The organism is Pseudohalioglobus sediminis (genome assembly GCF_008370495.1).
In the GTDB taxonomy this organism is placed as follows: domain Bacteria; phylum Pseudomonadota; class Gammaproteobacteria; order Pseudomonadales; family Halieaceae; genus Halioglobus.
In genome coordinates this window covers 411,477-435,355 of record NZ_VTUX01000001.1, presented here as the reverse complement: position 1 = coordinate 435,355, position 23,879 = coordinate 411,477, and the positions used below count along the sequence as shown (strand labels likewise).

The following is a 23,879-nucleotide window of genomic DNA, read 5'->3' as shown; positions in this document are numbered from 1 at the left end:
ACTATGTCTGCAACAAAGCGATCCGCACTGATTCCTGCCGCCGTGAGGGCAGCCCTGGTGGCGGCCGGTATGACCGCGGTGCCCACCCACGCGCTGGAGTACAACTGGGGCGAGTGGTTGTTCAACGTCGACACCACCCTGAGCGCGGGCGCCCAGTGGCGTACCGAGTCCATCGATAAGGAGATGGCCTTTGACGAGGGCGGCCTGAACTTCAATGACGGCAACAACAACTTTGACCCGGGACTGGTTTCCAACAACATGAAAGCCATTCTCGAGTTTGGCGGCGAGTACAAGGATTTTTCCTTCTTTGTACGTGGTGATGCCTCCTATGACTGGGTTTACACCGAGAACAAGACCGATCTCAGCGAAACCGCCTACCTTAGCTACAACAACGGGATTCCCGCCGGCGGCAACCTGCAGCGTGGGGAGTTGCCCCGTGACACCATCGCCGAGAACGGTCGTCGCACGCGGTTGCTGGATGCTTTCGCAACCTACAATTTCGATGTCGGCGAGCAGAGCGGCGCCGTACGTTTCGGCCGCCAGGTGATCGCCTGGGGTGGCTCTCGTTTTTACTCCGGCGTGAACGCGCTGCAGAACCCCATCGACGCCGTTGCGGCGCAGACTCCGGGGGTGGAGGTAAAGGAGATATTCCTGCCCACTTCTGCCGTTAACCTGAAGTGGGACTTCACCGGCACGATCAGCGCCGAGGCCTATTACAAACTCAACTGGGAGCGCTCCACGCTGCCCGGTGTGGGTAGTTTCCTCAGCACCAGTGACACCACCGGCGCCGGCGCTGAGCGGGTGCTGCTGGGGCCGCTGGGTGCCGCGCCCACGATCAGCCGCCTGACCCCCGAGGATGATGACCAGTGGGGCCTCGCCGCGCGCTACAGCACCTACAGCGGCTACACGTTTGAGCTGGCCTATACCACCTCCCACTCCAATATCCCCGGTGCCCAGATCAAACTGGACATCGGTGGTGGCGATTCTTTTTTCCGTGAGGTCTATACCGAGGACATCGACGTGTGGTCCGCCAGCTTCAGCGGCAACCTGAGTGAGGCCGAGGTCTATATAGACCTCGCCTACTCTGACAATATGCCCTTTGTTGACGTGACCTCGCAGTTTACCGACGACGGCTACTTCACGCGCAGTGACGTTATACGGGGACACTACTGGCAGGCCTCTGCGGGCTTCAGTGACGTGTATACGGCATTGCCCTGGTTGTCGCCATCGATCGCGGTGCTTGCCGAGGCGCATATCCAGGGCAACAACCTTGGCGAAAGTGAACTGATTCCGCCGCCTGCCGGCATCACGCCGCCCGGGGAACAGAATCTGAAAGTGACGGATACGGCGTGGGGCTACCAGGCGGTGGTCACCCTGCGTTATTTCTCGGTCATACAGGGTATGGACATGAATGTGATCGGTACCTTCAGGCACGACGTGGATGGCTACGGCAATGCCATCGGCCTTAACAACGGTTTGAAAGAAGACCTGATGACAGCGTCGATCGGTGCCACGGCCTACTACCTTACCAACTGGCAGTTCGATGCCAAGTACGCCTGGTATTTCGGCAATGACAATGCCGATGACCAGACCCTGGACGACCGGGACAACATATCCATCGGTATCAAATACCGCTTCTAACATTGTAGTATCGAAGGTATTAGCCTCGCAGGAGAGTGAAAAAATATGAATAAGCGAATTATTGCCACCGCAGTGGCTTCGGTGCTGCTTGCGGCTGGCCTGGCACAGGCGAAGGTCTCCGAGGAAGAGGCCGCCCGCCTCAACGGCAAGGACCTCAACCCCTATGGTGCCGAAGTGGCGGGTAACGCCGACGGTTCCATCCCGGCCTGGGAGCCCAAGTGGACGGACGTGCCCCCCGGTCTCGAATACGGCGGCCCGGGTAGCCCACGTCCCGATCCCTATGCCGATGAAAAACCGCTGGTAATCATCACCGCCGAAAACTACAAGGAGCATCTCGCCCACCTGTCCGAGGGCCAGGCGGCGCTGTTTGAACGCTATCCGGCGTTTCAATTGCACGTTTATCCCACCCATCGCGACTTTGGCTACCAGGAGCGGATGGCGAAGAAAACCAAGTGGAACGCACTGCACACCGAACTGGTGAACGATGGTGAAGGCCTGAAAAATTACAATGGCGGCGTCGCTTTCCCGATTCCGGCGAATGATCGCGAGGTGCTGTGGAATATGCGCACCTCAGGCTGCTATACCACCTACAACGTCGTTTATGATGGTTATGGTGTGTTCGCCAACGGCGAGCGGGCCCATGACGCCATAGATTTTACCCAGTCGCATCCGTTCAATAATCCGGAGGATCCCGACACCGGCGTCACCGAGGCGGAGCGGGGGGACCGTTCAGTCTGGACAGTGAGCCAGCGCCTGGCGCCGCAGCGCACCAAGGGCCAGATTACCGTGGTCACCGGCCCCATGGACTACAAGCGTGACAAGCGCAACGCCTGGCAGTACGACCCGGGTACCCGTCGCGTGCGCAAGGCGCCGGCTATCGGCTACGATAATCCCGACGGTCCTGGTGGCATGCAGACCATTGACGATCACAAAGGCTTCAATGGTCCTTTTGACCGCTTTACCTATACCTTGCTTGGGCGCAAGGAAATCTACGTGCCCTTCCACAACTTCAAGTTTAACGACAGCCGCATCGGCACGCTTGATGACCGCTTGACCCTGAATTTCCTCAACCCGGAGTTTGTGCGCTTCGAGAAACGCCGCGTCTGGGTCGTCGAGGGTAATCTGGCACCGGGCAAACGCCATGCGTACAAGAAACGGCGCTGGTATGTGGAAGAGGACAGCTGGATTCCCGTGATGTCGGAAAATTTCGATGGTCGCGACAACCTTTGGCGAGTGGGCTTTTTCCTCTCGGACTACGAGTACCAGATTGGTTGTTACGAGCGCAACACCCAGGTGTTCATGGACCTGCCTTCCGGTGGCTACGTGAGTAACTTCATCACCATCGATCGCAAGGAAGCCGTGCACAATCTGCCTTACCTGGACAAGGACTACTTCACCCCGGCTAACCTGCGTAAACTCGCCAAGCGCTAACTATGTCCCGGCCGTAAGGCCGGGCCCCGAAAGCCAGCGATATCGTGGTCCCCGCACAGGCTGTGGTCCGTGATCGCTGGATCCAAGCGCTGTAACGATTGCCAACCTTTCTTTCACACCGTCATCCCCGCCTGCGCGGGAATGACGGTTTCCTTATGCATCTGCGTCTACTGTGTGACTCCCGGGGCGGTGGGTTTTTACCCGTTTCGGCTTGCGGCATAGGCCAAACGAGCTATGCCCTGCGGTGGTGCCCAGGCTTCCGGTGGTATAGGATTGCAAAAAAGAACCGCCGGCGCAGATCGGCGGACATAAGGTAGGGCATACCATGGCAGCACCCAGAAGGCAGGTAGAACTGCTTGAAAAGAACCGTCCGCGCCAGGCGCGGGCCAAACGCACCTTCGAGGCGATACTTGAGGCAGCGGCCGAGTTGCTGATGGAAGTGGGGGTGGAACGCATCTCCACCAACCTGATCGCAGAGCGGGCCGGGATTACTGTGCCCGCGCTATACCGCTATTTCCCCAACAAGTACGCGGTGATCAACGCCCTGGGTGCTGATCTGATGGACAGGCAGAACCTGGCATTCCAGACCTGGCTGAACAAGTACTTGCCGGAGAACAAACCGCAGGTGCTGCTCGATCACGTCTACGAGGTACTGCAGTCAACCTACGACGTGACCCTGGAGCGTACCGGCGGTATTGAAATCGTGCAGGCACTGCGCGCTGTGGCACCGCTGCAGGAAGTGCGGCTGTCCTCGCATCGTGCGGTCGCAGAGCAATTCGCCGCTTTCCTGGGCCAGCTTTTAGGCCGGCCCGTGGATGAAGAGCTGCACATGCAGGCGAGGGTGACGATCGATATCAGCTACAGCGTGGTGGAAATGGCACTCGAAGACAGTTCACTGCCAGCAGAGCAGGTGCTGCGACAGGGCGCCACCATGCTGGAGATGTACTGGCGCAAAAGTGCCGGGCTGTCGGGGCTCTAGAGCGCTTCCACATCCTCGGCCTGGGGGCCTTTCTCCGTTACCGTCTCCACGAACGTAACCCGCTGACCCTCGCGCAGGGCACGGCGGCCTTCACCGCGTATCGAGCGGAAGTGAACGAAAATCTCGTCACCGTTGTCCTTGGTCACGAAGCCAAACCCCTTGGAAACGTTGAACCACTTCACCTGGCCCCCTTCTCGCGGCCCGTCGGCGGGTTCGCGCGCGGGGGCTGCCTGCTGTTGCTCTCCGTGGCTGGTGTCCTCCGGGGCGGTGACTGCAGCGCCCGCGGGCAGTGACACCAGCACGGCAGTGGCCAGGCAGGCGACGACCAGCATCGCCGCTTCCGGCACGGCGGGAAGGAAGTGTCGCAGTGCGACCGCAACGGCGGCGACGACCAGGGCGATAACGATTTTTCCGGCAAGCTTCATGAATACCTCAATTCTGTTGTGGTGAGAAGCGGGCGCGGCATGCTGCGCTCGCGGACAGTTCCTCACCAATAAATAAACGCGGCAGCGCCATAGGCACTGCCTTACTTGTGTGTTGACTGGTAAAACGGGGCCCGGTTGTCAGTACCCCGGTGGTGGACTACAGCTTGTGCACGTCTTCCGCCTGCAGGCCCTTGGGGCCTTCAATCAGATTGAACTCCACCTGCTGTCCCTCATTGAGGGTGCGATAGCCATCGCCCTGAATGGAGCGGAAGTGGACGAACACATCGGCATCCCCTTCCTCTCGTGTAATAAAACCAAATCCCTTTGCGTTATTGAACCACTTTACCGTGCCGCTTACACGATCACTCATACCACTATCCTCGGTTTTAGCGTTTTGCTTTTATTATGCTTCAGCGATCTCATGGGAACGCTGAAGACTTGAAACCTTGGGTGCCGAGGCCGTTACATATTGCTGACGCGTTGCGCCTGCTCCTGTAACTTGTGCAGTGCCTGTTCCAGTGCCTGCATTTTCTCGCGCTCTTTTTCCACTACCTGCGCGGGCGCTTTATCGACGAAGGCGCTGTTTTCCAGCTTGCCCTTGACCCGGTTGAGGTCTTTGTCCAGTTTTTCCATTTCACGGGCCAGCCGTGCGAGCTCTGCTTCCCTGTCGATCAGGTCGGCCATCGGTACGAGAATCTCCAGTTCTCCTACCAGCGCAGTGGCCGCCACGGGTGCTTCAGCTCCGGGCTCAAGCCAGGTCACTGTCTCCAGTTTTGCCAGCTTTTCCAGGAACGGGGCGTTCTCTGTCAGTCTTCTCTTATCTTCTGCGCCGCCATTCTGCATGAGTACGGTGAGCGCCTTGCCGGGAGGAATGTTCATCTCCCCGCGAATGTTGCGCACACCGACGATCACACCCTTCAGCCATTCTATATCTGCGTTTGCGGCACTGTCCATAGCCTGTTCGTCCGCCTGCGGGTACGGTTGCAGCATGATGGTAGCGCCGGACTTGCCTGCCAGCGGTGCTACCGTCTGCCAGATTTCCTCGGTAATAAACGGCATCATCGGGTGCAGCAGGCGCAGCCAGGTTTCCAGCACCCGAATCAATGTGCGGCGAGTGCCGCGCTTGGCCTCCGCGCTGGCATTCTCGTCCCAGAGCACAGGTTTGGACAGCTCCAGGTACCAGTCGCAGTATTCATTCCAGATAAACTCGTACAGGGACTGCGACGCCAGGTCGAAGCGGTAGGTGGCGATGGTGCGCGCAACCTCGGTCTCGGTTTCCTGCAGTTTGCTCACGATCCAGCGATCGGCAAGGCTGAGCTCTACCGGCAGCGATTCATCCTGGCCGCAGTCTTCACCCTCGCAGTTCATCAGCACATAGCGTGCTGCATTCCATATCTTGTTGCAGAAGTTGCGGTAACCCTCGATGCGCCCGATATCGAATTTGATGTCGCGGCCGGTAGAGGCCAGTGAATAGAAGGTGAAACGCAGCGCGTCGGTGCCGTAGGCGGCGATCCCTTCGGGGAATTGCTTGCGCGTGGCTTTTTCGATGCGGGATGCCATTTTGGGCTGCATCATACCGGCGGTGCGCTTGGAGACCAGCGTTTCCAGCTCGATACCGTCAATAAGGTCGATGGGATCCAGTACGTTGCCCTTGGACTTGGACATCTTCTGGCCTTCGGCGTCGCGCACCAGTCCGTGCACATACACCTGGCGGAAGGGGACTTCCTGGCGGAAGTGCAGGGTCATCATGATCATGCGCGCGACCCAGAAGAAGATGATGTCGAAGCCGGTGACCAACACCGAGCTGGGGTGGAAGGTTTTCAGTTCCGCTGTTTCCTCGGGCCAGCCCAGTGTAGAGAAAGTCCACAGGGCAGAGGAGAACCAGGTGTCGAGTACGTCGTCGTCCTGCTGGAGGTGCATTTCGTCGGCAAGCTGGTGTTCGGCGCGCACTGCCTGTTCGGACTCGCCGACATAGATGTTGCCCTTGTCGTCGTACCAGGCGGGAATACGGTGCCCCCACCACAGTTGGCGGCTGATGCACCAGTCCTGGATATCGCGCATCCAGGCAAAATAGGTGTTCTCCCACTGCTTGGGAACGAATTCGATGTCGCCGTTTTCCACTGCGGCAATTGCGGGCTTTGCCAGTTCGCGTGCGTCCACGTACCACTGGTCCGTGAGATAGGGCTCGATGACCACGCCCGAGCGATCGCCGCGCGGTACCTTGAGAGTGTGGTCCTCAATCTTGTTAAGTAGCCCGAGCGCATCCAGGTCGGCAACGATCCGTTCCCGTGCAGCAAAGCGATCCATGCCCACGTAGGCGGCGGGCGCCTCGCCACCGATGGCGGCGTTGTCGTCGAGAATGTTGATCAGCGGCAGGCCGTGGCGCTTGCCCATTTCGTAGTCGTTGAAGTCATGCGCCGGGGTGATCTTGACGCAGCCGGTGCCGAATTCGCGGTCCACGTAGTCATCCGCGATCACGGGTATCTGGCGTCCGGTCAGCGGCAGCTCCACCATGCGGCCTATCAGGTGCGCGTAGCGCTCATCCTGCGGGTGCACCGCTACGGCGGCATCACCCAGCATGGTTTCCGGGCGGGTGGTTGCCACGGTGAGATGGCCTTCCGCTCCCGCAAGCGGGTAATCGAAGTGCCACAGGTGTCCCTGCTCCTCTTCGGATATCACCTCGAGATCCGAGATGGCGGTGTGCAGCACCGGGTCCCAGTTGACCAGTCGCTTGCCGCGGTAGATAAGGCCCTCTTTATACAGGCGTATGAAGACTTCCTGCACCGCGTTGGACAGCCCTTCGTCCATGGTGAAGCGCTCTCGCGACCAGTCCAGTGAAGAGCCGAGGCGGCGCAACTGGCGGGTGATGGTGCCGCCGGACTGTTCTTTCCATTCCCAGACCTTGTCGATGAATTGCTCGCGGCCGAGGTCGTGGCGGCTTATACCCTGTGCTTCCAGCTGGCGCTCGACCACCATCTGGGTGGCGATGCCCGCGTGATCGGTGCCCACCTGCCAGAGGGTGTTGTAGCCGGCCATGCGGTGGTAGCGGATCAGGGCGTCCATGATCGCCTCCTGGAAGCCGTGACCCATGTGCAGGCTGCCGGTCACGTTCGGCGGCGGAATCATAATGCTGTAGGCCTTGTCACCGCCCTGTGGTGCGAAGTAGTTGTTCGCCTCCCATTCTTCATACCAACGGGTTTCAATAGCGGCGGGTTGGAACGTCTTTTCCATCGATCTGGGAATCCGGGTCACGAGCAGGGGGCGCGATTATACGTCATAGGGTCTCGCCTTTGTAGAAGCGCTTGGTCAAGTCGATTGAGATCAGGGTCCTCCCCGCGAGGGCGGTAATCCAGCATCCAGCGGCCTGAACGCGTAGAGAAATACACCGGGTCATCCCCGCGCAGGCGGGGATCCAGTGAGTTCATGGGACTCCTCCTGTGGGCGGCTATCGCCGCGAGCTCCAGCATTGTTGCCGGTACCCCGCGGCAGGGTTCAGAGGTCGTGCTTCTCCAGTTGATAGCCGCGCTCCTTGTAGAAGCGCCAGGCGTCACGCAGCGCAGACAGGCTGCCCTCATCCTGGGTGACGACCTCGGCCACCCTGGCGAAGCGCGAAAAGAATGCCGGAATTTCCAGCTGCAGGTTGATGAGCAGGTCAGAGTGCTTGCCCGGGTCCTGCCCCCAGCCGATGGCGACCTGCTCGGAGTGGGGTTCACCGGCCAGGGCATGCGGCAGGAAGCTGGCCGGGCGAAACGACCACAACAGCTCGTCCAGTTGTTGCGCCTGCGCCTTGTCCACCGCATTGATATAGATGCGGTGGCCGCGAGCGTGTGCCTTGTCAGCGAGCCGGGCGGCAACCTGCAGCCGCTGCTCGGCACCGCTGGCCTGGACCACGTAAAAGCCGACGCGTGTCATCGCGCTCTATTTGCCGGCGCGATCGATGAGGTAGCGCGTGAGCAGGCCGACGGGGCGGCCGGTAGCCCCTTTGGGCGAACTGTCCCAGGCGGTACCGGCGATATCCAGGTGCGCCCATTGGTAGTTGCCGGCGAATTCCTTGAGGAAGCAGGCTGCGGTCACGCTGCCGCCGCCGGGACCGCCGATATTGGCGAGGTCGGCGAAGTTGCTCTTGAGCTGCTTGCTGTAGTCATCCCACAGGGGCATGCGCCAGGCGCGATCATGGCTCTCTTCTCCCGCCTGCAGAAGTTGCTCTGCCAGCTGATCGGTGTTGGCGTAGAGCCCGGTAGCGTGCGCGCCGAGTGCAACCACGCAGGCGCCGGTGAGGGTGGCGATGTCGATGACTGCCGCCGGCTTGAAGCGCTCCACATAGGTCAGGGCATCGCACAGCACCAGTCGGCCCTCGGCATCGGTATTGAGCACCTCGATCGTTTTGCCCGCCATGCTGGTGACCACATCACCGGGCTTGGTCGCTTTCCCGCTGGGCATGTTTTCCGCCGCGGCGACCACGCCAATCACGTTGAGTGGCAGCTCCATCTCGGTGATCGCCTGCATGGTGCCAAAGACACTGGCGGCGCCACCCATGTCGTATTTCATCTCGTCCATTTTTGCGCCGGGCTTGAGCGAGATACCACCGCTGTCGAAGGTAATACCTTTACCCACCAGCACGTAGGGCTTGTCGGTTTTCTTGCCGCCGTTGTATTGCATCACGATGAGTTTGGCCGGTTCCTCCGTGCCCGCCGTTACCGACAGCAGGGAGTGCATGCCCAGTTCGCGCATCTTTTTCTCTTCCAGCACCTGCACGCTGAGCTTGTTGTTGCCGCGCCCAAGCTTGCGCGCCTCGCGGGCAAGATAGCCCGGGGTGCAGATGTTGCCGGGCAGGTTGGCCAGGTTGCGCGCTTCATTGATACCCAGGCCGGTAGCGGCGCCACGGTCCAGCGCTTTCTGGGCCGCTGACTTGCTCTGGCTGCTGACGACAACCCGGCCAAGTTTCAGCGGCGGCTTCGGCTCGGACAGCGTTTCCTTGTAGCGGTAGGCGCTGGCTTGCAAGGTGCGCGCCAGCATTTCCAGCAACCAGCTCTCGTCGGCGTCGTCGACTTTCAGGTGGTCGACCAGCAGCAGTGCATCGCGGGCACTGGTGGCGGCCAGGCTGGTTCCCACCAACTTGGCAAACTCACGCGCGGCGGCGCGATCAAATTTCTTGCGCTCCCCGCAACCTATCAGCAGTACACGCTTGGCCTTGCCGGCGCCGGGCAGGCTGGCGCTCTGGCCGCGCTTTGCCTCGAAGTCGCCGATGTCCAGGGTGGCCTTGATGGCGGCGCCGGCGCTGTTCAGCGCGTTGGCGGCGGCGGCTAATTTGCCGTCACTGAATAGTGGAACCACGGCGCACTGGGTCGCTGTGCTGCTGGCATCGCCAATCTTGCGGGCGGAAAATTTGATTGCGCTCATGTTGCATAACCTCGACTAATTTGCTCCGCGCTAGTGTATGATGTTGCGCAGTCAAACCCAACCGAAAACACAGCATCCGCTCCAGGCCAGGCATGAAAATTCTCGGCTATCTCGCTCGCGACGTACTCCTGCATACAGTGGCAGTGAGTTTTGTCTTGCTGGTGATCATCATCAGCGGGCGTTTCGTCAAGTACCTGGCCGAGGCTGCAGTCGGTGACCTGGCGGCGGATATCCTGCTGCCGGTCATGCTGTACCGCCTACCCGGCTTCCTTGAATTGATTGTGCCCCTGGGCCTGTTCATCGGCATTCTCATGTCCTATGGGCGCCTGTACGTGGAAAGCGAAATGGTGATTCTCACCGCTACCGGGCTGAGCCCCGGCCGCCTCGCCGCCTACACCCTGGCCCCGGCCGCGGTGGTGATGTTGCTGGTCGGCTTCCTCAGCCTGTGGATATCGCCGCTGGGCGCCGCGCGCTCCGATGCCCTGCTGCATGCGCCCGAGTCCTCGCAGGGCCTGAATGCGGTTGCGGCCGGGCGTTTCCAGACGCGACGCAGTAACAATACCGTGAGCTATGCGCAGACCATCACCTCAGACGGCGTGATGCGCTCGGTGTTCCTGTCCCAGGGGCAGCGTGACGATGACGGCAACCTGCGTATGCAGGTGACGGTGGCCGAGGAGGGGGAGGTCAAATTCGATACTGCCACCGCGGCGCGTTACCTCGAGTTGCGTAACGGCTACCGCTACGACGGCTACCCCGGTGACCTGGACTACCGCACGGTGCGATTCGAACGTTTCGGGGAGCTGATTCCCGAGCCCGAAGGGGGTATCCGCACAGCGGACCCGGTGGATGGGCGTTCCACGCAAAAGCTGCTGCTGTCGGACCTGCCGGAAGACAGGGCGGCACTGCACTGGCGGCTTTCCATACCGGTCATGGTGCCGATCGTGGCCCTGATTGCCATGTGCATGAGCCGCACTGATCACCGCCGCGGGCGTTATATCAAGATGGCCCCGGCGTTCCTGGTATACCTCGGTTACCTCATGCTGCTGGCCAATGCGCGCTCGGCGGTGGCCGAGGGCGAGGGCAGCGTACTGGGCATGTGGGGGGTGCACCTGCTGTTCCTGGTGGTTGCGCTGGCGATGCTTTACGGCCCGTCGGTACGCGGCCGACTCAAGCACAGGAGATACCTCAGTGCGCAAGCTTGACCGCTACGTGGGCTGGACCGTGTTCGCGGCTATCGCCCTGGTGCTGGTGGTCATCGTGGGCCTCGATGCCATCGCCGCATTCATTGATGAGGCCGACAACATTTCCGAGACCTACAGCTTCGTCCAGGTCAGCCTGTACATCCTGCTGACACTGCCGGGCCGGTTCTACGAGTACATACCTTTCGCCGGCCTGATCGGCTGTATGCTCGGCCTGGGGCAGCTAGCCAGCTCCAGTGAACTGGTGGTCATGCGCGCGGCGGGCGTGTCCATTGGCCGGCTGGTGTGGATGGCGATGAAACCCGCGTTATTGATAGCCGTGCTCGGTTTCCTGCTGGGCGAGTTCGTGGCCCCGAAAACAGACCAGTGGGCCGAAACCCAGCGCGCCCTGGCGCAGAACCCGGGGGAGAGCTTCGCCGGCCGCCACGGTCTGTGGAACCGCGAGGGTGATACTTTCCTGCATTTCAATGCCCTCGAGGCCGAGGGTGTGGTTCACGGCATCACCCTGCTGCAGTTTGATGCGAAGTTGCGCATGGTGTCGTCACTGCGCGCCCGGCGCGCCACTTTCGAGGGCGACTACTGGGTCATGGAAGAGGTGGTGCAGACCCGGTTCAGCAGCTGGCAGACGACCCGCGAAACCTACGAGACCATGCGCTGGGACACCGGCATTACGCCGGAACTGTTAACCCTCGAGGTAATGGAGCCGGACCAGCTGCGGCTGGCGGACCTGTATCGCTACAGTCGCTACCTGCAATTGCAGGGCCTTGACTCCGAGGACTACCAGCTGGCCCTCTGGCGCAAGGTGCTGCAACCCGCGGCGATCGGCGGCCTGGTGCTGGTGGCGATTTCCTTCATCTTCGGGCCCTTGCGTGAGGGCACCATGGGGTTCCGTATTTTCTCCGGCGTGATCGTGGGTATTGTCTTTCGCACCAGCCAGGACCTGCTGGGGCCGGCCAGTCTGGTGTTCGGGTTCCCGCCGATTTACGCGGCGCTGGTGCCCATACTGGTGTGCCTGTTGTTCGGTATGCTGTTGTTGGCGCGGGCGCGCTGAGCCACTATTTGTCGCGACTGCTCTTGGGCAGCAGGATCAGTTCAGTGCCGCTGAGGTAGTCATGCCAGTAGCGCTGGTTGCGGTCCACCAGCTTCCATAAATACCCCATACCCAGGCAGCCTGCGGAAAGGGCCGCTGCGGCGCAGCGGATGATGGCCTGGTGCCAGCGCAGCTTGCCGCCATCACTGGCCACCAGCTTGATGCGCCACGCCTGCATACCCAGCGTCTGGCCGTCTTTCATCCAGAATGCACTGTAGAAAGCCACCAGGCTGAATACTATCAGCGCCTGGCCCAGGTGCGGATTGAGCACTTCCTGTTCGCCCCCGCTGGCCTTCACCACAATACCCAGGGCGATGGCGTACACCACGAAAATCAGCGCGATGACCAGCAGGCCATCGTAAACCATGGAGATCAGGTGCCGCAGCAGGGACGGGGAGGGCAGTTTTTCTGGCGTTGTGTTCATGGTCGCGGAGTTTATCATCAAATGCCTGCTGATTAAGGATTGGTAATGAACCCGGGTATCGCCCTCAGGCGGCTTCTGCAGCGAGGGGGCACATGCTACATTGCCGCGTTATATGAGCCCTGCCATGAACATACTGCTGGTCGAGGATGACGACGCCGTTGCCGAGTTTATCGGCGCCGAGCTGGTGCGTGCAGGCTGTGGCCTTACGCGCTGCGACAACGGTGACCAGGGCTATGCGACTGCCTGCAATGAGACCTTTGACGTCTGGGTGGTGGATCGCATGTTGCCGGGCCGTGATGGCCTGACCCTGATCCGTGACCTGCGCCAGGCCGGCAAAACCACACCCGTGCTGGTGCTCAGCGCCCTCGGGGAGGTCGACGACAGGGTGCAGGGGCTGCACAGCGGCGCCGATGACTACCTGGCCAAACCCTTTTCCATGGACGAGTTGCTGGCGCGCCTGCAGGTATTGCACCGGCGCGCGACCAGCAGCAGCGAGGTGGCCACGTCGCTGCAGGTGGCGGATATGGTGATGGACCTGTTGCAGCAGCGGGTAGTGCGCGACGGGCAGCTGATACCGCTGCAGCCACGGGAGTACAAACTGCTGGAGTACCTGATGCGTCACGCCGGGCAGGTCGTGACCCGGGCCATGCTGCTGCAGCATGTCTGGGGTTACAACTTCGACCCGCAGACCAACGTGATTGATGTGCACATATCCCGCTTGCGCCAGAAGATCGACAAGGATTTCGCCACACCGTTGCTGGCCACCGTTCGCGGCGCCGGTTACCGCCTGGGTGCCGGGGAGGACTGAGTGCAGGCGCACAAGGTTATCAGCAGCCTTACCTTCCGTTACATCGCCCGCTACCTGCTGGTGCTCAGCGCCACAGTATTCCTGGTGGTGGTGGGTATGTACTCCATCTACAGCTACAACTATTTCTCCGAGCTGTCACAGAGCATCGTCGACGAGGAGGAGACACTGCAGCTTATCTACGATGGGCAGGGACTGCCCGGTGTGCGGCAGTACGTCGAAGACCAGGGCAAGATCAGTATCGCCGATCACTTCTACTACCTGGTCACCGATGTCGAGGGTACCAAGCTCGCCGGGGATTTGCCGCAGGCGTCGGCTTACCGGGAATTCGATGGCGGCTGGCTGGGGTTTGAGCTGGCCCTGCTGGAATGGGGTGAATCCGTAGATGTGGAATTCCTGGCCCGGGAGGTAGCCCTGGGAGAGGACTACCGCGTGGTGGTGGCACGCAGTTTTGAACAGGCGGTAGCCCAGGGACGGCTGGTGCTGCACACGCTGGTGCGCACCATGCTGGTCACCATTGTGCTTGGCCTGGTGGGGGGGTATTTCGCCGCTGCCCGCAGCCTGCAGCGCTTCGAGTGGCTGGGCAGGGAGATGTCGCGGATCGTGCGCGGCGACCCCTCACAGCGCATCGACGCTGACGCGGAAAAGGGGCAGGTGCGGGAACTGGCCGGGGTGATCAATCGCATGCTGGACCAGATTGAAGCCCTGATGCACGGCGTGCGCAGTGTCTCCGACAACATCGCCCACGACCTGCGTACACCACTGGCGCGGCTGCGGAACCAGCTTAGCCAGCTGGCGCACGATTTGTCCGAGCAGGATGCCAACCGGGTGGAGGACCTGATCGCCGATTGTGACGCCCTGCTGGCATCGTTCAATGCCGTGCTGCGGATCAGCGCACTGGAGGCGGGCAGCCGTTTCAGCGGTGAGACGGAGGTGGACCTGGGGCAGTTGCTCAGGGACGTGGTGGAACTGTATGAGCCCCTGGCCCAGGAAAAGTCCATTGACCTGCAGTTGGCAACCCTGCCCAGCGCCCACTGCCTCGGGGAGGCCGACCTGTTGTTCCAGCTGTTTGCCAACGTGCTGGACAATGCCATCAAGTACACCCCGGCTTCGGGTTTGGTGTCTGTCAGCCTCGAGCGCAACAGCGCGCGGGCGGGCCATCGCATCGTCATTGCCGATAGCGGCCCCGGCATATCTGCTGAGCACTGGAAGGATGTGTTTCGGCGCTTCTACCGTGTGGAACCAAGTCGTTCGGCCCTGCCCGGTCACGGCCTGGGCCTGAGCATGGCCCAGGCGATTGCACATTACCACGGCGGCACTGTGGACCTGGAAGACAACCAGCCGGGGTTGCGGGTGCTTATCGAGCTGGCTTGAGTGCAGTGCTGCCCGCGCTATTCCTGCAGCGAAATATGATCTGTTCCCGGGGCTGCGGGCGCCGGCTTGTTGCGGTACTTTTCTTCCAGCACATCGCTGCCTTCAGGCGCCAGGTCCATGCTCGACAGGTCTACCGGCGGTGGCGCCGGTTCGGGAGGCGCGCAGTCGGCGAAGTCGGTGCCCTCTGGGGACAGCGCGATTAAGCTGGTATCCGGTTGCAGTGGGGGCTGGTCAGAGGGCAGGGTAGGGATACTGTCGCCCACTGCGCCCATGCTCAGGTGATCTGTTGCCGGCGCCGCCGGCGCCGGTGGGCGCTCCGGAGCCAGGTTGCCGGTATCGGCTGCCAGGTCCAGTGCGGAGATGTCGATGGCGGCCACGATTGGCTGGCGCCGCTCCTCGGGCCGGAGAATATCCGCGCCCACCGGTTCCAGCTGCCAGCCGGTCTCTTCATCGATTTCCGGTTCTGCCGCCTGCGCCTGCTCCGCCGCGTTGAGGCCCACATCGGGTGCCGAGGCCAGTGCGGCCACGCGCTCGGCCATGGTCAGCTTGCGCTCTGGCGCCGGTTCAGGTGAGGGCGCTGCCGGCGCGGTGCTGTCATCGCGCACCACCTTGATCACCGGTTGCGCGCCGGCTTGCTCCATCGCCTGTTTGTATTTCAGCGCGGTGGTCTTGTCACACTCCCGCTTTACCAGCTGTTCGCTGCCACTGAACAGCTTGTCCAGCACCGCATCGCTGGCTTTGAACAGCTTGCGCAACTGTTCCCGCACTGTTGCCTGGTTGTGCCCTGGCAGTACCTCGCCCGCATAATAGATGTTATAGCGCGATCCCATGGCGTTTCTCCCATTTCGGCTCTGGGCCAGTATACGCTGAATGGCAGCGGTGGTCTTGTTTGCAGACCGGGTGAGTCTGTTACTATGCCCCGCTCAATTAACTGCCAGGTGAATGATGAGCGACCGTGTCCCCACCCGATTTATGCGCACCCTGCTGAAGATGGTAGGTGACCGGGGCTACGATTTTTCCGCTGTACTGGCCGAGGCGGGGCTGGATTTTGATCCCCTGGATGAGTCCGCACCCGGTTACCGCAGCGAGGTCAGTGCCATGCAGTACTCGCGCGTGTACCAGCACGTATTGAGCCTGTTGCAGGATAAGACCTTCGGCGTGACCGGCAGCGACCTGGTGGCACCGGGGGCGTTTCGCATGATGTGTTATTGCGTGATCTCCTGTGAGAACCTGGGGCAGGCTATCCGGCGCACATCCGAGTTCTATCGCACGTTTTTCGATGAGAAAAGCCAGCTGTACACCAATTTCAGTGAACAGTTTGCACGCGTTGGCTACCGCACCATGGACCGCACCAGTCGGCCGCAGGTTGACGTTGCCGATGCCTATGGCCTGTCGGTCTGGCACCGTTTCTTTGGCTGGCTCTGTGGCAGGCCGATTGAACTGCAGCGCGTGGATTTTACCGGGGAACCGCCGGATAAGCCCGAGAAATACGAGGCGCTGTTCCGCTGCCCGATATATTTCAATCAGTCCATGGATTTGCTGTACTTCGACAGTGAGTGCCTGGTATGGCCGATCGTACACACGCAGTATTCACTGGAAGCGTTTCTACGCACCGCGCCCTATCAGTTACTGCTGATGGACAACGACCCCGACAGCAACAACCTGTCGGCCCAGGTCAAGGCCATGATCGGGCATGACTTCAGCGAGGGCTTTCCCGGTTTTGAGGTGATCAGCAGCGCACTGAATATGTCTGCCCCGACCCTGCGCCGCCGACTCAAGCGCGAAGGCACCACCTTCCAGCAGCTAAAAGATCACGCTCGCTGCGAGGCCGCCAAGCTGTGCCTGAATCGCCGCGACCTGTCTATTAACGAGGTCGCCCTGCAGCTCGGTTTCACCGATCCCAGCGCCTTCCACCGCTCCTTCAAGAAGTGGACGGGGCAGACCCCCGGGCAGTTTCGCGCGGAATTACGCCGTGACTAGGCGTATAATCGCAGTGCACAACAGGAGGTAGATGAATGCAGGTGCAGCAGCAGATACAGCAGACACTCGAGCAGCAGTTTGACCCTGCACACCTTGAGGTCGTCAACGAGAGTCACATGCACAGCGTGCCGCCGAACTCGGAGACGCATTTCAAGGTGGTGCTGGTCAGTGCGGTATTCGATGGCAAGCGCAAGGTCGCCCGCCACCAGCTGGTTTATGCGGCGCTGGCCGAACAACTGGCCGGTCCGGTGCATGCACTGGCGTTGCATACCTATACCGGTGATGAGTGGTCCGCGCGGCAGCAGGGTGCTCCCGACTCCCCGGATTGCCTCGGCGGCTCGAAAGCGGAGGCCTGAGCTGGCATGTCTGAAATCGTTGTAGCCGCACTGTATCGCTTCGTCACCCTGGAGGATTATCGCGCCCTGCGCGAGCCGTTGCTGGACGTCTGCCGGGACGCCGGTGTCAAGGGCACCCTGCTGCTGGCGCAGGAGGGTATCAACGGCACCATAGCGGGCAGCAGGGAGGGGATCGACCGGGTGCTCGACTACCTGCGGGCCGACCCGCGGCTGGCGGCGCTGGAACACAAGGAATCCTTCGACGAATCCATGCCGTTTTACCGCATGAAAGTGAAACTCAAGCGGGAAATCGTCACCATGGGCGTGGAGGACATTGACCCCAACAAGGTGGTGGGCACCTACGTGGCACCGCAGGACTGGAATGCCCTCGTGAACGACCCCGATGTGCTGCTCATCGACACGCGCAACGATTATGAGTGCAGTATCGGCAGTTTCCGCGGCGCCGTGGACCCGCACACCACCAGCTTTCGCGATTTTCCCGGCTACGTGCGCGAGAATCTCGATCCCGCCAGGCAAAAAAAGGTCGCCATGTTCTGCACCGGCGGTATCCGCTGTGAAAAGGCCTCCGCTTTCATGTTGCAGGAGGGCTTCGAGGAGGTGTATCACCTGCAGGGCGGCATCCTCAAGTACCTGGAGGAAGTGCCCGAGAAGGACAGCACCTGGGAGGGTGAGTGCTTCGTGTTCGACAACCGGGTCGCGGTGAACCATCGCCTGGAGAAGGGACAGTACGACCAGTGCTATGGCTGTCGTATGCCGATCACGGAGGAAGACAAGCTGTCACCGCTGTATCGCAAGGGCGTGTGCTGCCCGCATTGCCACGACAGCTTGAGCGCGGAGCAGATCGAGCGTTTCAGCGAGCGCCAGAAGCAGATGGAACTGGCGGCAGCCCGGGGCGAGCGCCACGTGGGCGCGCCGGCGCCGGAACGCCAGCGCAAACCCGGGGCTAACTCAGTTAGTGTGAACAAGCCCTAGTTCAGAAACCGGTTGAGCGGGCCGCGAAAGCCCGAGACCGGCACAAACAGGCTGACGCGTTCGCCGTCGCCCCGCGAGATAACACCACTGAAGTAGGCCTCCCCCGTTGCCGAGACCTGTACCACGGCACCACCTGAAGCGCCTTTGTAGGCGCTGCAATCGCTCTCACTCTCGCCCCGCTGTTGACGGGTGATACGGCAACCGGCATGAAAGGTGAGTGCTTCACCATGCCGGCCCAGCCCGGGATCGCCAGAGTAGCCGGCCATGGTGACCGCGCGCGCTGGATCCGCGCGTGCAGGGTGCGGGATCAGGGCGGGGACATCGGCAACATCAACCGCACGTTGCAGGCGCAGCACCGCCCAGTCCGCATACATGCCGCCGCCGTCGGCCAGGCGGTGTGCCTCGCGGGCGATGCGCTCGCCGTCGGCCAGTAGCAGTGTGAAGGTGATGGGTCGCGACAGGTCGCGGTAGAACTCCAGGCAGTGCCAGGCGGTGATAACGGTGTCGGCGCGGTCGCTGCCGGCGCTGGACACCAGCGTGCCGCTGCAGTTTTCCTGCTGGTGCCTGCTGTAGCCATCGCGATAGGTGACGCCGGGAACATGCAACTTGCCCACGGCGCGCAACCATTGCGGCGCATCCCCATGGTAGGCCTGCCGGGGTTCAGCCCAGGTACTCCTGGCGGATAGTAAGCCCACAAGTGTGCACACTGCAGCCAGCAGGATTGCGCCGCGTCTCATACCGAAAAGTCCAACCTGGGTTAATTATGTGACCAGCACGCATGGTAATCGTGTTCGCGCGCGCCGTCATCAGCCCGTAGGATGTAAGGCCGGCAATCTGGAGGGAGCATAGCCATGGGCGAACACAACAGCAGGGTGGCCGTCGTCACCGGCGCCAGTCGCGGGGCCGGCAAGGGTATCGCGCTGGCGCTGGGTGCCGCGGGTGACACAGTGTATGTCACCGGCCGCAGTCGCAACGAGGGCGATGCGCCATTGCCGGGCACGGTTGCCGCGACCGCCGAGGCGGTGACTGCCGCCGGCGGCGTCGGCATTCCCCTGTACTGCGATCATGCAGACGATCAACAGGTGCAGGCGATTTTCCGGCAGATCCAGGAAGAACAGGGCAGGGTGGACATACTGGTCAATAACGCCACCAGCCTGCACGACGCCCTGACCCAGAAGGGCCCGTTCTGGGAAAAGCCCCTGGAACTTACCGATATCTGGAACGTGGGCATGCGATCACACTATGCCGCGACCTGGTACGCCGCGCCCCTGCTGCTGGCCAGTGAACAGGCGCTGGTGGTCAATACCTCATCGTTCGGCGGACGCATTTACATGCACGGCCCCGCGTACGGCGCCGGCAAGGCGGCGGTGGACAAGATGGCGCACGACATGGCCGTGGACTTCCGCCCCTATAACGTGGCTGTGGTTTCCATCTGGATGGGCCTCTTGCTCACTGAACGCACCCGCCTGGTGTTTGAGGCAGAACCGGAGATGTATGCAGACCTGGCTGAGACCTGCGAAAGCCCGCAATTCACCGGCCGCGTGATCGATGCGCTGCACCGTGACAGTGAGCGCATGGCGCGCAGCGGCAAGGTATGGGTCGGCGCGGAGCTGGCTGAAGCCTACGGAATTGTCGATGTGGACGGCCGCCAGCCGCCTTCGCACCGCGCCTTCTTCGGTGCCCCGACAACCTTTGGCGATGCCGTGGTTGAGTAGTACATAACCCAAATGAAGGATGATGCCAGCGCCCTTCCCGGTTTCAATAGAGCCTGGTCGCGCCAGGCGCGACATAACAACAATGACAGCAAGGCAACAGGTGATCACATGAATGAGTACGGTCTCGAATCCCCCAGAGCACAGGAATTGATAGCAGCGGCCCGCGCCATGGGGCCCGACCTGGTCGCGCGCAGGGCGCAATGCAAGGCAGAGCGCCGCGTACCCGAAGCTACGGTGGCTGATTTTCACAAGGCCGGGTTTTTCAAGATATTGCAGCCGGAGCAGTGGGGCGGCTACGCCATGGACCCGCAGGTCTTCTACATGGTCGGCTTCGAGGTCGCGCGCTTCTGTCCCTCCAGCGCCTGGATACTGGGCGTGATTGCCGTGCACAACTGGCAGTTGGCGGTATTCGATGACCAGGCGGCCCAGGACGTCTGGGCCGATGATCCCACGGTGTTGATTTCGTCTTCATACGCGCCGGTGGGCAAGGTCAAAGTCGTCGACGGCGGTTTCCGGCTCAGCGGTCGCTGGAGTTTCTCCAGCGGCTCCGAGCACTGTAAGTGGGCCTTCCTGGGTGCCGTGGTGCCGACCCCGGAAGCCCCCTTCGACATGGCCAACTACCGCACATTCCTGGTGCCGATAGAAGACTATGAAATCGTCGACAACTGGGACGTGGTCGGCCTGCAGGGAACCGGCAGCCATGACATTGTTGTCGATGACGTGTTCGTGCCGGAGCATCGCACCCACAAGTCCATGGACGGTTTCCTGTGCCAAAACCCCGGCAATGCCGTCAACGATGCGCCGCTCTACCACATGCCCTTTATGCAGGTGTTCGTGCGCGCCGTGTGCACCGCTTCGCTGGGTGCGTGTGAGGGTGCCCTGCAGGCCTATATCGACGTGGCCAAAACCCGCCAGGTGGGCCCGGCCAAGATGAAGGACGATCCTGCCGCGAGGCAACTGGCGGCCGAGGCGCGCTCTGAAATCGAGGAAATGAAGCTGACAATGGTGCGCAACTTCGATGCCATGATGGATAAATGCCGCGCCGGTGAGGAGATTCCCGTGCCCGATCGCGTGCGCTACCGCTACGACTCAGCCGTGGTGGCCGATCGCTGCCTGGCACTCACCAGCCGTATGCTCAAGGCATCTGGCAGCGGCGGCGTGCGCCATGGCAGTGAACTGCTGGACTATCACCTGGACATCCTCTGCAGCCAGGCGCACGTGGCCAACCACTCGGCGCCGTTTGCCAAGAATATGGGCGGCGTGATGTTCGGCGAGGAAAACGTGGACTACGCTATCTGAACGCGCATAAGCCCCGCGCACACAGCTCAGTGCGCGGGTCGCGGCGGTGCGGCGAAGGCCCGCCACCGCCATTGCAGTAAACCCTGGGCAACGCGGAATAAAGACAATGGGAATGATCGGCCTGTTACCCGAAGGCAACTATGCCAACTGCGCCAACGGCTACAAGATTCACTACCTGGATGAAGGCGAGGGCGAGGTGGTGGTGTTCCTGCACGGCTCCGGCCCGGGCGCCAGCGGTTACAGTAATTTCAAGGGCAACTACCCGGCGCTGGTGGAGGCGGGCTACCGTTGCATCATTCCCGACCACATCGGCTATGGCTTCTCCGACAAGCCCGACGATGTGGACCACCCGCTGTCCTTTTTCGTGGAGTGTATCAAGCAGACACTTGACTGCGCCGGCGTCGACCAGTGCACACTGGTAGGTAACTCCCTCGGCGGTGCTGTCGCACTGGGCCTGGCCCTGGATTATCCTGAACTGGTGGAGAAGATGGTGCTCATGGCCCCCGGTGGCCTGAGTGACCTGCCTGAGTACCAGGCCATGCCCGGTATGCAGAAAGTGTTCAAGGTGTTCGGTTCCGGTGAGCCGGTGACACCCGAGGTGATGAAGGATCTCTTCGCCACCGGCCTGATGTTTGATCCCGCCCACGCCACGGATGAACTGGTGGCGGAGCGCATGCAGGTCATGCAGATCATGAACGGTCACGTGATGGCGACCATGCAGGTGCCCAACCTCGTCGACCAGTTGCACAAAATCGCATGCCCCTGCCTCGGTTTCTGGGGTATGGACGAACAGATGATGCCGGAGAGCGGCCTGATGAAGATGGTCAAGGGCATTCCGCATTTGCGCACCATCCTGGTCAACGAGTGCGGTCACTGGGTGATGGTGGAGCACGAGGGCATGTTCAATCGCGCCTGCATCGATTTCCTCGAGCACGGTTAGCGCAGCGGGCTACCCGTCTGTGCCCTCACTGCCGGGCGTTGATTAATCCGCTGGCTGGCCAGCAGCATGGCGCCCGGCGCGCCGGCCGGTAAAAATACAGTCCGCCAGGGACAGGCCGCTGACATAGCTTGCCGACGCCACGCCTTCTGCGGCGCGTCCTGCCGCATACAGCCCGGCGATGGCCTCAGCGTTGTCATCCAGCACCGCGCCGGTCGATTCATCCACTCGCAGGCCACCCAGCGTAATGGACGGGTTGCGCACCGCGCCGGCCACGCGACAGTCAAGGGCGTACCAGGGACCCCGCTGCAACACGGCGAGATGATCCGCGGGTTTGCCCAGAGGGTCCGCCGTGCCCTCGTGGGAAAGCGCGTTGTATTCCTGCACCGTCTGCGCCAGCGTCTCCGCGGGCATGCCCAGTTTGCCCGCCAGTTCCTCCAGCGTGGATGCGCGTTTGCGGGCGATAAACAGGTACAGCAAGGCGCTGGCGGCCTGGAACCACATCGCGCGGCGCGGGCCGATTTGGCGCAGGGCCCGCTTGGCCAGTGACTTGTCCAGTATCAGCCAGGCCTCGCCCCCGGCCTTTTCCATGATCTGCTGGTTGAGTTGGGCCCCGTAGTACATCTCGTTGCAGAATCGCCTGCCCTGGCTATCCACCAGCACACCGCGCACGAAAGATTCTGGTGGGTTGATAAAACGCCACTGGCTGACGTTGCCCATTCGCGTCGTCGCGGCGTTCACGCTGGTGCCAAGCAGGATGCCGCTGCCGTCGTCACCTATCGTGCCCAGGGGCATGCCCGGCAAGTGCTCCGGCGCATATTGCGCGACCATGTCGCGGTTGTAGAAGAACCCCCCGGTGCTGATGACGATGCCGCGCCTGGCGCGCAGGAAAAATTCTTTGCCGTATCGCACTTCCAGTTTCTCCAGCATTGCGCGCAGGACAACGGTGATTGCAGGCAGATACATCGCGCCGTAGCGACCGAAGATCAGCAGCGAGTAGAGGTGGCGGTGCAGCCAGCCTGCGAGAGAACCTGTGGCAAAGCGGCGCAGCCGCACACCGACCGCGCGCCCATCGCTGTCGGTAACCAGGCCCGTGGCCCGATGCTGGGTCATGATGTGGATACCGCGGGCGCGGGCGGCTGTTGCCAGTGGCCCGAAAAACACGGCCCCGGATACGCCCTTGCCGTGGGCGCGGTGGCCGCGCGGGGCGGGTGAGGCATCTTCGCTATAGGGCGCGAAAGCCTCGTTGCCGGAGTAGTACAGGTAGTAGCTGTTGGAGGGGTAGGAGGTCTTGAAAGGGCACAGGCTGGCGTCAAAGGGCACCCCCTGCTGCATCAGCCAGTAGAGGTTGCGCGGGCTGTCATCACAGAACCTGCGCAGGGTGTCGGCACTGACGGCGCCCCCGGTCTCGTGGCGCAGGTAGCGGAACATATTGTCCGGGCTGTCCTCGACACCGGCCTGTTGCTGGATGCCGGTGCCGCCCCCGGCGTAGTAGATGCCACCGGAAATTCTGGTCGAACCGCCCCCGTTGAAGCGATCTATCACCGCTACCTCGGCACCCTGGTCCCGCGCCTCGATGGCCGCCGCAGCGCCAGCTCCGCCGAAACCGATGACGGCAACATCAACGGTTTTGTCCCAGTGCTGGCTGTCCAGCGATTCGATGGCGAGCGGCGGCTCGATCGCGGCCGCACCAGTTGCCAGCTTGCGCCAGGCGGACTGTATTTTGCTGAACATCGGCTACCCTCCTTGGGAAACTTACCTCGTACGCCAATGTTATGCTGATTGACACGTAGACGGGCTGTTCCAGATCAAGGGGAAGCGCGGGGTTTTGTCTTCAGGGTCGAGTGGGTGT

The 23,879-nt window shown here is 61.7% G+C and carries 22 protein-coding genes; 13 read left to right on the top strand and 9 right to left on the bottom strand.

The features are described from left to right. The first annotated feature begins 3 nt into the window (after positions 1-3). From F0M18_RS01915 to F0M18_RS01905, 3 genes are all read left to right on the top strand, one after another. Positions 4-1,641, top strand: coding sequence for a DUF1302 domain-containing protein (locus F0M18_RS01915; protein ID WP_149609685.1), 1,638 nt, complete (start codon positions 4-6; stop codon positions 1,639-1,641). 45 nt (positions 1,642-1,686) lie between these two features. Then, complete coding sequence (locus F0M18_RS01910) at positions 1,687-3,072, top strand: DUF1329 domain-containing protein (protein WP_149609684.1); 1,386 nt, start codon at positions 1,687-1,689, stop codon at positions 3,070-3,072. Positions 3,073-3,397: 325 nt separating this feature from the next. Beyond that, positions 3,398-4,051, top strand: a complete 654-nt coding sequence (locus F0M18_RS01905) for a TetR/AcrR family transcriptional regulator (RefSeq protein ID WP_149609683.1) — start codon at positions 3,398-3,400, stop codon at positions 4,049-4,051. On the opposite strand, the gene F0M18_RS20075 is transcribed toward F0M18_RS01905, so the two are convergent. The 5 genes from F0M18_RS20075 to F0M18_RS01880 form a co-directional block, all read right to left on the bottom strand. Next, positions 4,048-4,233, bottom strand: coding sequence for a cold-shock protein (locus F0M18_RS20075; protein ID WP_262500811.1), 186 nt, complete (start codon positions 4,231-4,233; stop codon positions 4,048-4,050). The genes F0M18_RS01905 and F0M18_RS20075 overlap by 4 nt on opposite strands. A gap of 400 nt (positions 4,234-4,633) precedes the next feature. Next, positions 4,634-4,846 (bottom strand): cold-shock protein, encoded by a 213-nt coding sequence (locus F0M18_RS01895; RefSeq protein ID WP_149609681.1) that lies wholly within the window; start codon positions 4,844-4,846, stop codon positions 4,634-4,636. Positions 4,847-4,938: 92 nt separating this feature from the next. Further along, the gene (locus F0M18_RS01890) at positions 4,939-7,707 is read right to left on the bottom strand and encodes a valine--tRNA ligase (RefSeq protein ID WP_149609680.1); all 2,769 of its coding nucleotides are present in this window, start codon (positions 7,705-7,707) and stop codon (positions 4,939-4,941) included. A 261-nt stretch (positions 7,708-7,968) separates the two neighbouring features. Further along, the gene (locus F0M18_RS01885) at positions 7,969-8,388 is read right to left on the bottom strand and encodes a DNA polymerase III subunit chi (RefSeq protein ID WP_149609679.1); all 420 of its coding nucleotides are present in this window, start codon (positions 8,386-8,388) and stop codon (positions 7,969-7,971) included. A 6-nt stretch (positions 8,389-8,394) separates the two neighbouring features. Then, entirely contained in the window at positions 8,395-9,876 is a 1,482-nt protein-coding gene (locus tag F0M18_RS01880) for a leucyl aminopeptidase (protein ID WP_316838184.1), read from the bottom strand. A 92-nt stretch (positions 9,877-9,968) separates the two neighbouring features. Between F0M18_RS01880 and lptF the strand changes: the two genes are divergently transcribed. Both lptF and lptG read left to right on the top strand, forming a co-directional pair. Beyond that, positions 9,969-11,078, top strand: coding sequence for an LPS export ABC transporter permease LptF (lptF, locus tag F0M18_RS01875; RefSeq protein WP_149609678.1), 1,110 nt, complete (start codon positions 9,969-9,971; stop codon positions 11,076-11,078). After that, positions 11,065-12,126 carry an LPS export ABC transporter permease LptG gene (gene lptG / locus F0M18_RS01870; protein WP_149609677.1) on the top strand — a complete coding sequence of 354 codons (1,062 nt, stop codon included), beginning with the start codon at positions 11,065-11,067 and terminating at the stop codon, positions 12,124-12,126. Before lptF ends, lptG begins: the two co-directional genes overlap by 14 nt. A 4-nt stretch (positions 12,127-12,130) precedes the next feature. On the opposite strand, the gene F0M18_RS01865 is transcribed toward lptG, so the two are convergent. Next, complete coding sequence (locus F0M18_RS01865; RefSeq protein ID WP_149609676.1) at positions 12,131-12,589, bottom strand: RDD family protein; 459 nt, start codon at positions 12,587-12,589, stop codon at positions 12,131-12,133. Positions 12,590-12,713: 124 nt separating this feature from the next. On the opposite strand from F0M18_RS01865, the gene F0M18_RS01860 reads away from it, so the two are divergent. Together F0M18_RS01860 and F0M18_RS01855 are read left to right on the top strand one after the other, a co-directional pair. Beyond that, on the top strand, positions 12,714-13,397 hold the full coding sequence (locus F0M18_RS01860; RefSeq protein ID WP_149609675.1) for a response regulator transcription factor: 684 nt from the start codon (positions 12,714-12,716) through the stop codon (positions 13,395-13,397). Continuing rightward, a complete protein-coding gene (locus F0M18_RS01855; RefSeq protein WP_149609674.1) occupies positions 13,398-14,768 on the top strand; it encodes a sensor histidine kinase in 1,371 nt (456 codons plus the stop codon). It abuts the gene before it with no gap. Between the two features lie 17 nt (positions 14,769-14,785). On the opposite strand, the gene F0M18_RS01850 is transcribed toward F0M18_RS01855, so the two are convergent. Next, complete coding sequence (locus F0M18_RS01850) at positions 14,786-15,598, bottom strand: hypothetical protein (protein WP_149609673.1); 813 nt, start codon at positions 15,596-15,598, stop codon at positions 14,786-14,788. A 115-nt stretch (positions 15,599-15,713) separates the two neighbouring features. On the opposite strand from F0M18_RS01850, the gene F0M18_RS01845 reads away from it, so the two are divergent. Genes F0M18_RS01845 through trhO form a run of 3 tightly spaced genes read left to right on the top strand, consistent with a single transcriptional unit; the run spans position 15,714 to position 18,076 of the window. Further along, positions 15,714-16,748 carry an AraC family transcriptional regulator gene (locus tag F0M18_RS01845; RefSeq protein WP_262500797.1) on the top strand — a complete coding sequence of 345 codons (1,035 nt, stop codon included), beginning with the start codon at positions 15,714-15,716 and terminating at the stop codon, positions 16,746-16,748. Positions 16,749-16,783: 35 nt separating this feature from the next. After that, on the top strand, positions 16,784-17,104 hold the full coding sequence (locus F0M18_RS01840) for a BolA family protein (protein ID WP_149609672.1): 321 nt from the start codon (positions 16,784-16,786) through the stop codon (positions 17,102-17,104). A 6-nt stretch (positions 17,105-17,110) separates the two neighbouring features. Continuing rightward, positions 17,111-18,076 carry an oxygen-dependent tRNA uridine(34) hydroxylase TrhO gene (gene trhO / locus F0M18_RS01835; RefSeq protein WP_149609671.1) on the top strand — a complete coding sequence of 322 codons (966 nt, stop codon included), beginning with the start codon at positions 17,111-17,113 and terminating at the stop codon, positions 18,074-18,076. Here trhO and F0M18_RS01830 read toward each other — a convergent pair. Beyond that, positions 18,073-18,813 (bottom strand): trypsin-like serine peptidase, encoded by a 741-nt coding sequence (locus tag F0M18_RS01830; RefSeq protein ID WP_149609670.1) that lies wholly within the window; start codon positions 18,811-18,813, stop codon positions 18,073-18,075. The two genes, trhO and F0M18_RS01830, sit on opposite strands and share 4 nt — an antisense overlap. 114 nt (positions 18,814-18,927) lie before the next feature. Here F0M18_RS01830 and F0M18_RS01825 point away from each other — a divergent pair, with 114 nt between their 5' ends. The 3 genes from F0M18_RS01825 (at position 18,928) to F0M18_RS01815 (ending at position 22,030) form a co-directional block, all read left to right on the top strand. After that, positions 18,928-19,791, top strand: coding sequence for an SDR family NAD(P)-dependent oxidoreductase (locus F0M18_RS01825; protein ID WP_149609669.1), 864 nt, complete (start codon positions 18,928-18,930; stop codon positions 19,789-19,791). A gap of 108 nt (positions 19,792-19,899) precedes the next feature. Continuing rightward, the gene (locus tag F0M18_RS01820; RefSeq protein ID WP_149609668.1) at positions 19,900-21,090 is read left to right on the top strand and encodes an acyl-CoA dehydrogenase family protein; all 1,191 of its coding nucleotides are present in this window, start codon (positions 19,900-19,902) and stop codon (positions 21,088-21,090) included. A gap of 106 nt (positions 21,091-21,196) precedes the next feature. Further along, positions 21,197-22,030 (top strand): alpha/beta fold hydrolase, encoded by an 834-nt coding sequence (locus tag F0M18_RS01815; protein WP_149609667.1) that lies wholly within the window; start codon positions 21,197-21,199, stop codon positions 22,028-22,030. Positions 22,031-22,072: 42 nt separating this feature from the next. On the opposite strand, the gene F0M18_RS01810 is transcribed toward F0M18_RS01815, so the two are convergent. Continuing rightward, positions 22,073-23,761 carry an FAD-binding protein gene (locus F0M18_RS01810; protein WP_149609666.1) on the bottom strand — a complete coding sequence of 563 codons (1,689 nt, stop codon included), beginning with the start codon at positions 23,759-23,761 and terminating at the stop codon, positions 22,073-22,075. Positions 23,762-23,879 lie beyond the last annotated feature (118 nt).